12 protein-coding genes are annotated in these 15160 nt (G+C 71.3%); all 12 read right to left on the minus strand.

The window, feature by feature from the left end; all coding sequences use genetic code 11:
• Window positions 1–6: 6 nt before the first annotated feature.
• The 12 genes from IL992_RS23100 to IL992_RS23155 all read right to left on the minus strand — a co-directional run bounded on the left by IL992_RS23100 (window position 7) and on the right by IL992_RS23155 (window position 15123).
• The gene (locus IL992_RS23100; protein ID WP_193205448.1) at window positions 7–996 is read right to left on the minus strand and encodes an ABC transporter permease; all 990 of its coding nucleotides are present in this window, start codon (window positions 994–996) and stop codon (window positions 7–9) included.
• A gap of 6 nt (window positions 997–1002) precedes the next feature.
• Window positions 1003–1926, minus strand: a complete 924-nt coding sequence (locus tag IL992_RS23105; protein ID WP_193205449.1) for an ABC transporter permease — start codon at window positions 1924–1926, stop codon at window positions 1003–1005.
• A gap of 16 nt (window positions 1927–1942) precedes the next feature.
• Window positions 1943–3565: a dipeptide ABC transporter ATP-binding protein gene (locus IL992_RS23110; protein ID WP_193205450.1), complete on the minus strand. Its 1623-nt coding sequence runs from the start codon at window positions 3563–3565 to the stop codon at window positions 1943–1945.
• Between the two features lie 13 nt (window positions 3566–3578).
• Window positions 3579–5426: an ABC transporter substrate-binding protein gene (locus tag IL992_RS23115; RefSeq protein WP_319018757.1), complete on the minus strand. Its 1848-nt coding sequence runs from the start codon at window positions 5424–5426 to the stop codon at window positions 3579–3581.
• Between the two features lie 24 nt (window positions 5427–5450).
• The gene (locus IL992_RS23120; protein WP_193205451.1) at window positions 5451–6614 is read right to left on the minus strand and encodes an LLM class flavin-dependent oxidoreductase; all 1164 of its coding nucleotides are present in this window, start codon (window positions 6612–6614) and stop codon (window positions 5451–5453) included.
• A 26-nt stretch (window positions 6615–6640) separates the two neighbouring features.
• Window positions 6641–7879 carry an acyl-CoA dehydrogenase family protein gene (locus IL992_RS23125; RefSeq protein WP_193205452.1) on the minus strand — a complete coding sequence of 413 codons (1239 nt, stop codon included), beginning with the start codon at window positions 7877–7879 and terminating at the stop codon, window positions 6641–6643.
• Window positions 7880–8272: 393 nt separating this feature from the next.
• Window positions 8273–8779, minus strand: coding sequence for a flavin reductase family protein (locus IL992_RS23130; RefSeq protein WP_193205453.1), 507 nt, complete (start codon window positions 8777–8779; stop codon window positions 8273–8275).
• Window positions 8776–10548 (minus strand): dipeptide ABC transporter ATP-binding protein, encoded by a 1773-nt coding sequence (locus tag IL992_RS23135; protein ID WP_193205454.1) that lies wholly within the window; start codon window positions 10546–10548, stop codon window positions 8776–8778. Before IL992_RS23135 ends, IL992_RS23130 begins: the two co-directional genes overlap by 4 nt.
• A complete protein-coding gene (locus IL992_RS23140; protein ID WP_193205455.1) occupies window positions 10545–11447 on the minus strand; it encodes an ABC transporter permease in 903 nt (300 codons plus the stop codon). Before IL992_RS23140 ends, IL992_RS23135 begins: the two co-directional genes overlap by 4 nt.
• Window positions 11448–11454: 7 nt before the next feature.
• Window positions 11455–12405, minus strand: a complete 951-nt coding sequence (locus IL992_RS23145; RefSeq protein ID WP_193205456.1) for an ABC transporter permease — start codon at window positions 12403–12405, stop codon at window positions 11455–11457.
• Window positions 12406–12420: 15 nt separating this feature from the next.
• Entirely contained in the window at window positions 12421–14037 is a 1617-nt protein-coding gene (locus tag IL992_RS23150; protein ID WP_193205457.1) for an ABC transporter substrate-binding protein, read from the minus strand.
• Window positions 14038–14058: 21 nt separating this feature from the next.
• Entirely contained in the window at window positions 14059–15123 is a 1065-nt protein-coding gene (locus IL992_RS23155; RefSeq protein WP_193205458.1) for an LLM class flavin-dependent oxidoreductase, read from the minus strand.
• Window positions 15124–15160 lie beyond the last annotated feature (37 nt).

The raw sequence follows: 15160 nt of genomic DNA on the forward strand, positions 1-15160 counted from the left end.
ACGGGGTCAGCGGGCGGCGGGGTCGCGCAGGCGGGTGACGACGTCGACGGCGAACGTCGAGACCACGAAGACGGCGGCGGCGAGGATCGTGGTGCCGATGACGACGGGGAAGTCCCCGCCGACCGCCGCCTCGACGGCGAGCCGTCCGACTCCGTCGAGGCCGAAGATCTGCTCGGTCACGATGGCCCCGCCCATCAGCGCGGCCAGTTCCAGCCCGCCGAGCGTGATGATCGGGTTCAGCGCCGCGCTGAGCGCGTGGCCGAAATGTACCTTCCGCTCGGTGACGCCCTTGGCCCGCGCCGTACGGATGTAGTCGGAGCCGAGCACGTCGAGCATGTTCGCCCGCACGACGCGCTGGAAGATCCCGATCTCGGCGACGGCGATCGTCAGCCAGGGCAGCGCGAGGTGCCTGGCCCATTCGAAGGGATTCTCGGTGATGCCGACGTAGCCGCTGCTCGGGAACCACCTGATGCCGTACGTCGAGAGCGTGAAGTACAGGAAGTAGGACGACAGGATCCCGGTCAGGAACGTCGGGACGGACAGGCCCGCGTATGACAACGCGGACAGGATCCGGTCCACCCAGGAGTCCGGCCTCCTGGCCGCCGCCACGCCGAAGAGGATCGACAGCGTCATCCAGATGACGAGCGCGCCCAGCGCCAGCGACAGCGTCACCGGGATCTTCGACAGGATCAGCTCGGTGACCGGCCGCTGCTGCCGGAACGAGTACCCGAGGGCGGGCGGCCAGTTGAACAGGCCCATCGGCGCGCCCTGGATGTCCGGCCCCCGGTAGAGGTAGTGCCAGAGCTGCAGATACCACGGCTCGTCCAGGCGCAGCGCCCGGGTGATGCCGTCCAGGGTCTCCTGGGTGGCGTTGCGGGGCGCGAGCACCGCGGCGGGGTTGCGGTAGGCGACCCGGGTCATCGCGAACGTGATGACCAGCACGGCCAGCAGGGTCGCGAGGGCGCGGGCCGCGTGGCCCGCGATGTGCCTTCTCATCGCCGGCTACCCCTGGGGATCGAGGACGTTGCGGATGCCGGAGCCGATCGCGTTGAACCCCAGCACGGTGACGAACATGGCGATGCCGGGCCCGAGCAGGAACCACGGCTGCACCTGGTAGAGGGACGACCGCTGCGCCTCCGCGATCATGCTGCCCCAGCTCGCCGTAGGCGCCTGGACGCCGACCCCGAGGAACGACAGGGTCGCCTCGGCGAGGATGTTCACGGGAAGCTGGACGGCCCAGTAGACCGCGACCACCGGAAGCACGTTGGGCAGGATCTCCCGCACGATCAGGCGCCGGCGGCTCACGCCGATCGAGAGCGCGGCCTCCACGAACGGCCGGTTGCGCAGCACGACGACGAGCCCGCGGGTGAGCCGGGCGAAGTAGGTCCAGGCGAACAGCGAAATCACCAGCACGACGAGCAGCACCGGATCGACGACGGGCTCTCCGTCGCCGCCCCGGTTGAGCGCGACCAGGCTGAGCGCGGTCACGACGAACGGGAACGACAGCGCGACGTCGGTGCCCAGGGACAGCAGCCGGTCGGTCCTGCCCGGGAAGAACCCGGCGACCAGGCCGACGGCCGTGCCGGCGACGAGGGCGAGGGTGGTCGCCGGAATCCCCACCAGCAGGGAGACTCGCGCGCCGTACAGTGTCCGGATCAGCACGTCGCGGCCGTTTCCGTCCGCGCCGAGCAGGAAGTGCGCGCTCGGGCCGATCGGCAGCCCGTTCTCGGCCAGGGCCTCCGACCGGAACTGCTGGTCCGGGCCGTGCCCGGTGAGGGCCGCCGCGACCGGGGCGAGCAGCGCCGCCAGCACGACCAGGCCGACCAGGATCAGCCCGGTCCTGGCGGAGCGCTCGGCGAGGATCGCCCGCAGCACCGGGAACCGGCGTACGGCCTCCTCCTCGGCGTACGTCTCCGCGGTGAGCACATCAAGCTGTGTCTCCCTAAACACGGGCCACCCGCCCCGGGATCGAGTCGAGCAGTTCCCGGGTGTATGAATCCCGGGGGTCGTCGAACACCCGGTGGACCGGGCCCTCCTCCACCACCCGGCCCTGGTTGAGCACGACGACCCGCTCGCACAGGTCGGCGACCACCCCCAGGTCGTGGGAGATGAACAGGAACGACGTCCCGAGCTCCGCGCGCAGCCGCCGGATGAGGGCGACGATCTGCGTCTGCGTGGTGATGTCGAGCGCGGAGACCGGCTCGTCGGCCACGACGACCGAGGGCTCAAGAGCGACCGCGCGGGCGATGGCCACGCGCTGCCGCTGCCCGCCCGACAGCTGCGCCGGGAGCCGGTGCAGCACGGACCGGGGCAGTTCCACCCGCGCCACCAGCGCCTCGACTCTGGCGCGGATCTCGGCGGCCGGCAGATCGGTGTTGACGACGAAGGGCTCGGCGAGCGTTGCGGCGACGGTGCGCCGCGGGTTGAGGCTCCCGTAGGGGTCCTGGAACACGACCTGGATGGCCGGGCGGAGGCTCTTCGGGAGCCGCACGTCACCGGGCGCGTTGTAGACCTCGCCGCGCAAGGACACCGATCCCGCGGTCGGCCGGGCCAGGCCCGCCACGATCCTGCCGATCGTGGACTTCCCCGACCCCGACTCCCCCACCATCCCGACGATCTCGCGTTCCCGCAGGTCGAACGACACGTCGGTGAGCGCCGTGAACGACTCCCTGCGGCCGGGCCTGCGGTAGCTCATGTGCAGCGCGCTCGCCCGCAGCAGCGGCGCGCTCCCGGCCCGCGGCTCGGACTGCTCGGGCGCGGGCGGCTCCGGTGACCGTACGAGCGTCCGCCCGTGCCGGGCCGCGCCGAGCAGCTCGCGCGTGTACGCGTGCCGGGGGGCGGCGTAGAGCTCCGCCGCCGGCGCCGCCTCGACCACCTCGCCGTCGCGCATGACGACGACGTCGTCGGCGATGTCGGACACCACGGCCAGGTCGTGGCTGACGAAGATCAGCGCAGTACCGTGCGCCTCCTGGAGCCGCCGCAGCAGTCTCAGGATCGACGCCTGCACGGTGACGTCGAGCGCCGTGGTCGGCTCGTCGGCGATGATCAGCTCCGGGTTCAACGCGATCGCCATGGCGATCATGGCGCGCTGGCGCATGCCCCCGGAGAACTGGTGGGGGTGGTCGTCGATCCGGCGTTCCGGGTCCTTGATGCCCACCTCGCCGAGCAGGTCGAGCACGCGCCGGCGCAGCGCCGCCCGCCCCACCCGCTCGTGGGCCGTGACGGCCTCGCCGATCTGGGCGCCGACGGTCTTGAGCGGGTGCAGGTTGCTCAGCGGGTCCTGGAAGACGAACCCGATGTGCCTGCCTCTGATCGCCCGCAACCGGGCCGGGGACAGCCGGGTGAGGTCCGCGCCGCGGAACAGGGCGCTTCCCCGCACGTCGGCCCGGCTCGGCAGCAGCCCGGTCGCGCCCAGCAGCGAGACGCTCTTGCCGGAGCCTGACTCGCCGACCAGCGCCAGCGTCCTGCCGGGCTCCACGGCGAACGACACGCCGCGGACCGCGGTGGTCGTCCGTCCGCGCCGCCCGAACGCGACGCGCAGATTCTCCACGGAGAACAGGGCCATGACGGCGGGCTCCCTAGCGTGCCGGGGCGACGGCGATGTTGGTGATGTCGGCCTGGGTCGCCAGCGACGACCAGGTCCAGTTGCGCACCCGGTCGGAGGTGATCGCGACCTTGCGCTTCTCGAACAGCGGGATCCACGGGAGGTCGGCGGAGACCAGCTTGTCGGCCTCGGCCCAGATGGGCCCCGGGTCGTCGGAGGGGAACGCCTTCGCCGCCAGCTTGTTCAGCTCCGGGTTGTCGTAGCAGATGGCGTGGACGTTGCCGGTGCCGCAGGGCGCGGCGTCGGAGTCGAGCCAGCCCCCGAGCAGCATCCGCGTGCTCGGCCCCTGCCAGTCGGGCGCGAAGGACGCGCTCAGGAACACGTCCCAGCGGCTCTTCGGGTCCTGCAGGTACGCGCTGGACTGGGCGGGTGGGACGGGGATGAGGTTCAGCTCGATCCCGGCCTTCGCGAGGTCGGCCTTGAGCGTGACGGCGATCGTCTCGAACTGCGCGTTGACGCGGTAGACGGCGTCGAGCTTGAGCCCGTTCGGGTATCCGGCCTCGGCGAGCAACTGCCTGGCCTTCGCGGGGTCGCCGGCGTCGCCCGGCGTCGGGTACGGGTCGAAGTCCTGGTGGCCCAGGATCGTCGAGGTGATGATCTGACCCAGGGGCCTGGCCGCGATCTTGCCGCCCTGCGCCTGCACGAGGTTGGCCTTGTTCACGGCGTACGCCAGGGCCTGCCGCACCTTGAGCTTGCGCAGCGCCTCGGCGCCGGGCGAGGTCGCCTCCGGGCGGGCGTTGATCGTGATGAAGTTGGCCGCCCCGCTGTCGGAGGAGTGCAGGTAGGGGCTGTTTTGCGCCTGGTACTGCTGGATCGTGGACAGCGGCGGCACGTCGAGGTAGAGCGACAGGTCGGCGTCGCCGGACTGGATCTTCTGCACCACCGCGTCCTCGCTGTTGGTGGTGAAGTCCACGACGATCTCGTCGACGTACGCCTTGCGTGCCGGGTCGCCCGCGTGATCGTAGCCGGGGACCTTCTTCAGCACCAGGCTGCGTCCCGGCTCGTACGAGGCGATCTGGTAGGGCCCGCTGGAGGGGTAGTTCTTGCGGAACTCCAGCGAGTCGCCGACGTACTTGGCGGCGACCTCCTCCGGCAGCGGTGACACGAAGTTCATCGACAGGATGCTGAGGAAGTCGTAGTTCTTCGTGTCCGAGCGCAGCACCAGCGTCTTGTCGTCGGGCGCGGAGACGCCCGGGATGTCGTGGCTGTCGATGAACGCCTTCGATTTGGCCGGGTCTCCCGGGGGCACCTTGGCGAACTTCTCGCAGTAGTCGCGGAAGCCGGAGAAGGCGAGCTGGAAGTAGTTGATGGCGGCGACCTGCTTGTTCGGGTCGCAGAACCGCTTGATCGCGTAGACGAAGTCGGCGGCCACGATCTCGCGGGTGGACGAGCCCGAGTATCTGATGCCGTCGCGCAGGTGGAAGGTGTAGGTCTTGCCGTCCTTGCTCACGTCCCACGACTTCGCCAGGTCGGGCACCAGCGTGGTGTCGTCCTTGATGTCCTTGGCGCTGCCCGGGTAGGTGACGAGCTGGCGGGTGAGCGCGCGGATGATCTCCCAGGAGTCGGTGCTGTAACCGGTGAGGGGATCGAGCGCGTCGAGGTCGGACTGCAGCGACGCGATGCGCAGCGTGCCGCCTGCGGCGGGGGCCCCGCCGCCCGCCGCGTCGCTCGCGCCGGCCGTGCCGCCGTTCGTGCCACCGCTTTCCGGTGGAACCGGGCCGGCGCAGGCGGTCAGCAGGGCGGCGCACGCGGACGCGGCGAGCAGGGAGAGGAGCGGCCGGCGTTCGCGGGGCGTCTTCTTCACGGTGCTTGTCTTTCGCACGTTCTCAGCTTTCGCAGGAGTTCTTCACAAAGTCGGGCGGGCGGGGTCGTCCGCGTTCGGGGACGCCAGCAGTCCCCGGGACCGGAGCACGGCGCCGGCGCCCTCGGCGAACCAGTACGCCTCCTCCAGGTGGGGCTGGCCGGAGAGGATGAAGTGGTCCAGGCCGAGCGCGTGATACTCCTCGATGCGGTCGGCGATCTCCTCGTGACTGCCGACCAGGGCGGTGCCCGCGCCGCCGCGCACCAGGCCGTAGCCGGCCCACAGGTTCGGATAGACCTCGAGCCTGCCCGGGTCGCCGCCGTGGAGTTCGTACATGCGCCGCTGGCCCACCGACTCGCTGGTGGCGAAGTCCTTCCGCAGCGCGGCGATCCGCTCGGGGGTGATCCTGGACAGCAGCCGGTCGGCCTCCGCCCACGCCTGCGCCGAGGTGTCCCTGCCGATGACGTGCAGCCGGATGCCGAAGCGCAGCTCGCGCCCCTCGGCCGCGGCGAGTTCGCGCATCCGCTCGAGACGCTCGGCGATCTGGTCGGGCCGTTCGCCCCAGGCGAGGTAGACGTCGGCCTGCCGGGCCGCCACCCGCTCCGCGGCCGGGCTCGCGCCGCCGAAAAAGATCTCCGGCCGTCCCCACGGCCCGGTGTCGACGCGCGCGTCCTCGATCTGGAAGTGCTCGCCCGCGAAGCTGAACGTCTCGCCCGGCGGCAGGCCGGTGACCCCGCGCAGCACCGCGAGGAACTCGTCGGTGCGGGCGTAGCGCTGGTCGTGGTCCAGGTGGTCGCCGAAACGCCGCTGCTCGGCGGAGTCCCCGCCGGTCACGACGTTGAGCAGCAGACGGCCGCCGGAGACGCGCTGGAACGTGGCGGCCTGGTGCGCGGCGAGGGTGGGCGAGACCAGCCCGGGCCGGAACGCGACCAGGAACTTCAGCCGTCTCGTCACCTGGGTCAGCGCGGCCGTGGTGATCCACGCGTCCTCGCACCACAGACCGGTGGGGGTGAGCACGGCCTCGTAGCCGAGCTGCTCCGCCGACCGGGCGATCTGGCCGAGGTAGTCGACGCTCGGCGCCCGGAAGCCGCCGGCGACGGCGCCGAGCGTCTTCTCCGAGCGGTCGCCGGAGCCGACGATGTCGCGGTTGTCGCCGTTGGTGGGCAGATACCAGTGGATGCGGATGGGGCGCTTGGGGTCGTGACTCATTTTCTCCGTCGTTCCGTTCCGCGCCGTCACGAGTAGTAGGTCGGCTCGGGTGACCGGCCGTTGAGGGCGAAGTGACCGATTTCCAGCAGCTTGTAGTGGGCGGGGTCGTGCAGCGTGTGCGTCCGGACGTTGCGCCAGTAGCGGTCCAGCCCGTACGCGCGGGCGGTCGAGCGGGCCCCGGTCAGCTCGAAGATCCGCGAGGTGATCTCGAGTGCCACCTCGGTCGAGTGGACCTTGGACTGGTAAGCGGCCACGGCGGCCCGGCCGCGCTCCTCCTCGGTGAGGTCGCCGCCCCGGTCGATCGCCGCCTGGAGCAGCTCCCCCGCCTTGTCGGCGAGCGCCACCGCCGACTCGGCCAGGACCCACAGCCGGCCGTACCGTTCGACGACGAGGGGATCCTCGCTCGCCGCGGCGGCGGCGGAGGTGAGCCACGGCCGGGACCTGGTCCGGGTGTACTCCAGCGCCTCCTCCAGGGCGCCGAGGGCGGCGCCCAGGTAGAGGTTGCCGTAGGCGAGCTGGCCCTGCGGGACCTGGAGCGTCTCCTGGGGCGTCGGAGGGGTGTCCGGGTGCGTGTAGCCGAGCAGGTCGCCGGCCGTCACGCGCACATCGCGGAGGGTCGTGCCGCCGCTGACCGTCAGCCGCTGGCCGATGTTGTCCCAGTCGCCGTGGAACTCGACGCCCTCGGCCGGCGAGCGGACCGCGAACCGGCCGACGAGCCCCGACACGTCCACGCCGCCGACCACCGCGCCCTCGCCGAACCGCACCCAGACGATCAGCGTGTCCGCCACCGCCGCGCCGCTGGTGAACGGCTTGGAACCGGTCAGCAGGAAGCCGTCGCCGTCCGGGGTGGCCACGACCAGCGGCTCGTACGCGGCCTGGGCGACGGCCGCCACGAACCGGCCCTCCTCGACGATGCCCTTCGCCCAGCGCTCGGCGAGCGCGCGCCCGCCGCCGAGCCCGGCCCGGCTGCCCAGGAAGTGGAAGGCCGCGAGCTGGGCGATCGAGGTGTCGGCCGCGGCGAGGACGCGCACGATCCTGAGGACCTCCTCGTAGGTCGCGCCGCCCCCGCCCAGCTCCTCGGGGAGGTGGACGGCGAGCAGGCCGGACCTGCGCAGCAGGTCGACCTCGGCGACCGGGTCGGCGCCGGCGATGTCGCGTTCGGCGGCGTCGGCGCGCAGCCGGTCGGCCACCTTGAGGGCCGCGTCGCGCCATTCCTCGAGGCGGCCCGAGCCGGAACGCGGGCGTATCTGGTCGATGAGACTCATGGGAGTTCCTTGCGGTCGTGCGTGGGGAGGCGGGGCGGCCGTGCCGTACGCGGACAGCCGGCGCGCTTCGGGGGCACGGTGCGGGTGAAGGCGCGGGTCAGCGCGCGATCACGGCGCTCGCGCGGGGGACGAGCGGCCGGGGCGGTCTCACACCGCGACGAAAGACGGGGCAAGAGGTGCGGGCAGCCGTCGAGGACGGGGGTGCCACGAGGGGGGCGTAGGGAACGCGCCGCCGGGCGCCGTCGCCCGGCGGGGGCGGGAGAGGTCAGGACTGGCGACAGAGGCTGGCGGCGAGCCGAGCGAGGCCGACATAGTGCCGCACAATCAAGACTTTCCCTACAGACATAGTAGGAAATTACCAGAATCCGGCATTCGGCGCAAGAGACCTTGTGGTCAGTCGTGCGGGACGAAACTGCCGAACCGGCCCTGGTGATACAGCAGCGGACCGTCGGCGCCGTGCACCGTCGCCTCGATGACCAGGCCCACCACCAGCACGTGGTCGCCGATGTCGGTCGCCGAGTGCGGCCGGCAGATCAGGTGCGCCGACGCGTCCGCGAGCAGAGGCGCCCCGAACGCTCCGGGACGCCACCGGGTGGGCGGGGCGAACCGGTCGGCGCCCTTGCGCGCGAACCTGGCCGCCAGCTCGCCCTGGTCGCCGGCCAGCACGTTCACCGCGAAGTGATCGGCCGACCGCATCGACGGCCAGGTGCTGGAGCCCTGGTCCACGTAGAAGGAGACCAGCGGCGGCGCGAGGCTGACCGATGAGAACGACGTCGCCGTCAGCCCCGCCGGGACCCCCTCGTTCTGCGCCGTGATGATCACCACCCCGGCCGCGTGCGCCGCCAGCGCCCGCCGGAACAGCCCGCCGTCCACCGCCGGGCCATGCAACGTCTCGGTCATGGGTCCGCCTTTCCCGCGGCCGCCTGGCCGCGTGTGCCTGACTCGTCTGTGAATCTCATCGGGAGCACCGCGTCGAGCAGCGCCCTGGTCACCGGGTGACGGCCCGCGGCGGACAGCTCCCCGGCGCGGAAGGTCTCGAGGAGGACTCCCTGCTCCAGAACCCCGACGCGGTCGCACAGGAACTCGACGATCGCCAGGTTGTGGCCGATGAACAGATAGGTGAGATCGAGCTCTTCCCTCAGGTCCAGCAGCAGGTTGAGGATGTTCGCCTGAGTGGACACGTCCAGCGCCGACGTCGGCTCGTCGAGGATCAGCAGGTCCGGCTCCAGCGCGAGCGCGCGGGCGATGCCGATCCGCTGCCGCTGCCCTCCGGACAGCTCGTGGGGATACCGGTGCAGGTAGGAGGACGGGAGCCCGACGAGGTCGAGTGCCTCGGCGGCCCTGGCCCGGCCCGCGGCGCGTGAGCCGGCCTTGCCGAACCGCAGGAGCGGACGGCTGATCTGCTCGCCGACGGGCACCCGAGGGTTCAGGGAGCTCGTCGCGTCCTGGAACACGAACTGGAACCGCGGCCGCAGCCGCCGCAGCTCCGCCTTCGGCAGCCGCGCGATGTCCCGGCCGTCGAAGACGATCTCACCCGCGTCCGCCCGCAGCAGGCCACCGATCAGCCGCGACAGCGTCGACTTGCCGGAGCCGGACTCCCCGATGAGACCGAAGACCTCGCCCCGCTCGATGTGCAGCGACACGTCGCCGACGGCCCTGAAGCGCCGCTTGCGCTGCCCGGTGCCCAGGCCGCCGACCACGAACTCCTTGCTCACGTTCCGCAGGGTCACCAGCGGGGGCCGGGCGTCCCGGTCATCGTCGCGGGGCCCGGCGGCCGTGACCGCCGTGCCGTCTCCGCCGTCCACGCTCGCCGGGCGGCGGTCCCCGCCCGGGCCGAGGCGACGGGGCAGGCCGCGCTCGGCCAGCCGGAACCGTGCCCCGATCTCCGGGACCGCCCGGATCAGCGACCGGGTGTAGGCATCGCCCGGTGCGGTGAGCACGCGGTCGCGCCGGTCCTGCTCGACGATCCGGCCGTCCTTCATCACCGCAACCCGGTCGGCGGCGTACGAGACCACCCCGAAGTCGTGGGTGATGAGCAGCAGCGAGCCGCCCGTCCCTCCGGTCACGCTCGTGAGCAGGTCGAGGATCTGCTTCTGCACGACCGCGTCGAGCGCGGTGGTCGGCTCGTCCGCGATCAGCAGGGCCGGGCCGGACAGGCTCGCGAGCGCGATCATCACGCGCTGCCGCATTCCCCCGCTGAGCTCATGGGGGTAGGCGGACAGCACCCGGGCCGCGTCGCCGATCCCCACGTTGCGCAGCCACGTCTCGGCGATCTCGTGCCGCTCCCGCTTCGTCGCGGCCGGGCGGTGCAGCCCGATGATCTCCTTCAGCTGGTTGCCGATCCGGAACGACGGGTCGAGGGAGGCGAGGGGATTCTGGAAGATCATGCCGATCTTCGAACCCCGGAACCTGGTGACCGACGACCGGGCGGCGGTGAGCACCTCCTCGCCGTTGAGGGAGATCGACCCCGACGTCACCACGGCGTCGTCCGGCAGCAGGCCCAGGATCGCCGAGGCCGTCAGGCTCTTCCCGGCGCCGGACTCTCCGACGATCGCGAACGTCTCGCCGGGCCGGACGTCGAAGGTGACCTCGTCCACCACACGCTCGGCCGCCGGTCCGCGGCCGAACCGGACCGACAGATCCCGCACGCTCAGCAGTGCGCCGGTCATCGTCCTGCCCTCCTTCTGCGGGGGTCGAAGACGTCGCGCAGGCCGTCCCCGAGCCAGTTGAAGGCCAGGGCCACGACGAGGACCACGAGCCCCGGCAGCAGCGCGGGGTACACGTTCCCGCTGATGATGACCTTGGCGCCCTCGGAGATCATCCGGCCCCAGTCCGCCGTCGGCGGCTGCACGCCGATGCCCAGCGCGCTGAGGCTGGAGGAGAACACGATCATCCCGCCGACGAGGCCGGTGCCGTACACCACGATCTGGGCGAGCACGTTCGGCAGCACCTCGCGGAACAGGATCGAGAAGAACCCCGCGCCGAGCGACCTCGCGGCCTCGACGTACTCGCGGCCGCGCTGGAGCTTCACCTCCGCGAAGACCACCCGGGTGACGTACGGAACGGCGGAGAACACGATCGACAGGACGACCACGGGCGTGCCGGGACCGAGGATCACCGCGAGGACCAGCGCGATGATGATCACCGGGAAGGCGAACATGACGTCCACCGTCCGCATGATCAGGCCGGCGGCCCGGTCGCCCGAGAAGCCGGCGACGAGTGCGAGCACGCTGCCGGCGACGGTCGACGACAGCGACGCCGCGAGCGCGACGACCAGCGAGGTGCGCCCTCCCCAGATCAGCCGGCTGAGGATGTCCCGGCCCAGCTCGTCGGTGCCCAGGAGATGCCCCGGCGCGCCGACCCCCAGGTATTTGACGCCGCCGTCCGCCAGGTCGGGGTCGTACGGCGCCAGCACGGGGGCGAGCAGGCCGACGAGGACGAAGCCGGTGATGACGAGCAGCGCGACCGTCACCTGCGTGTTCACGCGCAGCCGGGAGCGTCGCCGGCGCGGCGCCGTCCCCTTGAGCGGGTTCGGCGACCGGGTGCCGGGAGTTGCCGTGAGAACCATTGCCGGCCTACCTCCTCAGCCGTGGGTTGAGAGCGTCCACCGTGATGTCGGTGAGCAGATTGACCAGGAGATAGCAGAGCGCCACGAGGATCACGCCGCCCTGGATGAGCGGGTAGTCCTTCCCGTTGACCGCGTTCACGAGTTGCGTGCCGATGCCGGGCCAGTTGAACACGCTCTCCACGAAGATCACGCCCGTGATGAGGGTGCCGATCTCCAGGCCGATGATGTTCACCACGGCCGGGAGGATGTTGCGCCCGATGTGCTTGGCGACGAGCCGCCGGCGCGGCACCCCCTGGGAGGCGAACGTGCGGACGTAGTCGCTGTGCGACTCCTGGATGATGCCGAGCCGGGTGAACCTGGCGAGCACGAGCGTCGAGATCAACGCGGCCGACAGGCCCGGCAGCACCAGATGGGCCAGCAGGTCGCCGAAGCCGCCGCCGTTCCTCGACTCCATGCCGCTCGCCGGGAGCCAGCCCAGCCGCAGGGAGAAGATCCAGATGAGGATCAGCCCGAACCAGTAGACCGACAGATTGCTGCCGGTCTGGACGAACAGCATCGCGAAGCGGTCCAGGAAGCCGCGGTGTCCGATCCCGGCGACCACGCCGATGACCACGCCCAGGACGGCGCAGATCACGACGCCGGCCGCGGTCAGGATCAGGGTGTTGGCGAAGTTGGGCAGAAGGATGTCGAAGACCGGCTGGTTCTGCGCGATCGACATCCCGCCGCCCGCCGTGAACAGGTCCTTCACCCACTTCACGTACTGCTGCCACAGGGGGAGGGTGAGGCCGTACGACGCGCGGATGGCCTCGACCTGCTCCGGCGTGTGGTCCCGCGCGAACTGCGCCTCGATGGGGTCCCCGGGTGTAAGCCGGCCGACCAGGAAGGTCAGGGCCGACACCACGAGGAGCACCGGGACGATGTTCAGCGATCGCCACAGGATGTGCTTGACGGTTCCCATCGCCGTGATCGCGCCTCAGCCGGCCAGCCAGACCTTGGTCAGGTCATACCAGTTGGTGGCCGCGTAGACGAAGCCCCGCACGTTCGGTCCCAGGGCGTAATACCGGGTCAGCGACACCGCCGGAATGGCGATCGCGCCTTCGCGGGCCTTCTCGTCGGCCTCCTTCCACAGCTCGATCCGCTTGTCCTGGTCCGTGGCGTACCGCGCCTTGTCCAGGGCCTTGGTGATCTCGGGGAAGTCCGCCGGAACGAGGCCCTTGACCGCGATGTTCGTGTAGTAGACCTGGTAGAGCCATTCGGCGTAGCTGCCGCCGTACTCGTCGATGCTCAGGCCGTCGTCCGGCTCCGGCTTGCCGAAGGCGCGGGCCACGTAGCTCGGGCGGTCGAGGGTGACGACCTTGACGTTCACCCCGATGCCCTTGAGCCGGCTCTGCAGCCACTCGGCCAGGTTCTGGTTGGCGACGTCGGCGACGACGGTGAAGCTCAGCCCGCCCTCGCCGTAGCCGGCCTCCTTCAGCAGGGCCTTGGCCGCCTCGGGGTCGTAGTCGAAGTCACGCGCGTCCGGGTCGTAGGCCTCGTTGCCCGGCGGCTGCAGGGAGTGCAGCGGGATCGCGTTGCCGTTGTAGACCTCCTTCGCGAGCTTGTCGCGGTCGATGCCCTGGATGACCGCCTGCCGTACGCGCTTGTCCTGGAAGGCCTTGTTCTTGAAGTTGAACGTGAAGTAGAGGAAGGCGGCGCCATGCCCCTCCGGCACCTGGAATCCGCGGGACTCCAGCGTGCTCACGTCCTCGGGCTGGACGTAGCTGATGATGTCGGCCTCGCCGCTGAGCAGCGTCGCCAGGCGCGTCTGGTTGTTCGGGATGACGCGGAAGACGAGCTCGTCCAGGTAGGGCTTGGGGCCCCAGTAGTTCGGGTTCCTCTTCAGCACGATCCGGTCCCCGATCGTCCGGGAGACGAACGTGTACGGCCCGGTGCCGCTGGGGTGGTCGGCGAATCCGTCGTTGCCGTACTTCTCCCAGGTCCCCGGATTGCCGATGGTGAGGGTGCTCATCGACTGGGCGAGAATCCTCGGCAACCCGAGGAAGGGTTTGGAGAACTCGAACTCGTAGGTGTGGTCGTCGACGACCCGGCCCTTCACGAGGTCGCCGAACCAGGCCGCGAGCCTGGCCGCGCTCGTCTTGTCGTAGAACTTGTACGCGGGATCGGAGATCCGGCGCACGTTCTTGTCCACGGACTCCGCCGTGAAGTCGGAGCCGTCGTGGAACTTCACGCCGCCGCGCAGAGTGAAGGTCCACTTCTTGCCGCCGTCGGACGCCTTCCAGTCCGTGGCGAGGGCCGGGAGGAGCTTCGTCGGCCCCTTCGAGTCGGACAGGTCCTCCTTGACCAGGCCCTCGAAGATGTTGCTCGACACCCGGTAGGTCTCCCAGTAGCCCTGCCGGTGGGGGTCGAGGGCGAGAGGTTCGAGATAGAGGCCGCTCACGAGCGTGCCGCCCGCCGTGGGCGTCCCGCTTCCCTGCGGCCCTCCCGCGGCGGTTCCGCCGTTCGCGCCGCCGCCGCAGGCCGCCAGAGCCAGTGCGGTCAGGAGTGCGACCGCGCCCACAACAGCCGATCTGGCGTGCTTGACGAATTTCATGACGTTCCTTTCGAGCACCGGCTAGAGCGCGGGCTGGGGCTCCGGGGCCGGGAAGACCGGACGGGCGCCGGCGAGAAGACGGGCGGGCTTCGGCAGGGCCAGACGGTCGCGCAGCGTCGGCCCCTCCGCTGCGCGTACGACCCCCAGCGCGGCGAGGCGCGGGACGATGTCGCCGACGACCACGGCGTCCACGCTCGCGTCCGGCCGCAGGAGGATGCCGTCCACTCCCGGACGGGCGGCCACCGACTCGGCCTGCGCGACGACGTCGGCGACGTCGCGCCCGCGGGTGACGGCCACCTGGACGAACAGCAGCGGACGACGGCCGTCGGCGGCGAACCGGGACGACGGGGCCGTGTCGAGCGCGGCGACGGCCTGGTTGATCAGGTCCGGGCCGGGCGGCTCGGGGGCGTCGCCGGCGAGCACGACCAGGTCGGCCACCTCCCCCGCCGCCGCCACCGCGGGAACGGAGTCCGCGTACCAGGCCAGGACGGGAGAGCCCTGCGCGGTGGACGGCACGGTGAGCGGCCCGGCGACGTCGAACACCCCTCGATGGTCGACGTGCACGATCTGCTCGGCCCGCGCGAAGATGCGGCTCTCGCGGTCGGCGACGATCGACTCCTGCGGCCAGCTCTGCCAGAGCTTCTGCACGGCGACGGCCACGTCGCGGGTGGTGCCGACGCCCAGGGGCGCGCCCTCGGTGAGCCCGGCGCCTCCCCAGGCCGTGTCCCCCGGGGCGTAGCCGTCGCGGACGCCGAGGATCAGTCCGGACCTGCCTCCGGACAGGTGGTCGAGGGAGGCGACCCGGCGCGCCAGGTTGTACGGGTGGTCCCGGTGCGGGGCGGCCGCCGCCAGGAACGCCGTTCCCGGCGCGTGCGTCGCGAGGAACGCGGCGGCGACCGTGGGCTCCACGGTCGCGCCGGCGGGCGCCGAGCCGTCGATCCTGTCGATGCCGGCGACGACGAACGCCGCCCCCGTGCCGTCGAGCAGGGAGGCCTGCCGGGGATCCGCGATCAACGCGGCCAGGTGGTCTCCCCCGAGCCCGATGGCCAGGTAGGTGGAAGTTTCGGTGGTGGTGCTGTCACCCATGTGCGGGTCTTTCTGGTGATGTGCCGATGTGGTCGAG

The sequence above is a fragment of the Microbispora sitophila genome, assembly GCF_014892245.1.
In the GTDB taxonomy this organism is placed as follows: Bacteria; Actinomycetota; Actinomycetes; order Streptosporangiales; family Streptosporangiaceae; genus Microbispora; species Microbispora siamensis.

What these genes read in the sequence shown, in the direction of transcription:
- IL992_RS23100 (WP_193205448.1), bottom strand. Translation starts at nt 996, where the DNA reads ATGAGAAGGCACATCGCGGGCCACGCGGCCCGCGCCCTCGCGACCCTG.
- IL992_RS23110 (WP_193205450.1), bottom strand. Translation starts at nt 3,565, where the DNA reads ATGGCCCTGTTCTCCGTGGAGAATCTGCGCGTCGCGTTCGGGCGGCGC.
- IL992_RS23120 (WP_193205451.1), bottom strand. Translation starts at nt 6,614, where the DNA reads ATGAGTCACGACCCCAAGCGCCCCATCCGCATCCACTGGTATCTGCCC.
- IL992_RS23125 (WP_193205452.1), bottom strand. Translation starts at nt 7,879, where the DNA reads ATGAGTCTCATCGACCAGATACGCCCGCGTTCCGGCTCGGGCCGCCTC.
- IL992_RS23130 (WP_193205453.1), bottom strand. Translation starts at nt 8,779, where the DNA reads ATGACCGAGACGTTGCATGGCCCGGCGGTGGACGGCGGGCTGTTCCGG.
- IL992_RS23135 (WP_193205454.1), bottom strand. Translation starts at nt 10,548, where the DNA reads ATGACCGGCGCACTGCTGAGCGTGCGGGATCTGTCGGTCCGGTTCGGC.
- IL992_RS23140 (WP_193205455.1), bottom strand. Translation starts at nt 11,447, where the DNA reads ATGGTTCTCACGGCAACTCCCGGCACCCGGTCGCCGAACCCGCTCAAG.
- IL992_RS23145 (WP_193205456.1), bottom strand. Translation starts at nt 12,405, where the DNA reads ATGGGAACCGTCAAGCACATCCTGTGGCGATCGCTGAACATCGTCCCG.
- IL992_RS23150 (WP_193205457.1), bottom strand. Translation starts at nt 14,037, where the DNA reads ATGAAATTCGTCAAGCACGCCAGATCGGCTGTTGTGGGCGCGGTCGCA.
- IL992_RS23155 (WP_193205458.1), bottom strand. Translation starts at nt 15,123, where the DNA reads ATGGGTGACAGCACCACCACCGAAACTTCCACCTACCTGGCCATCGGG.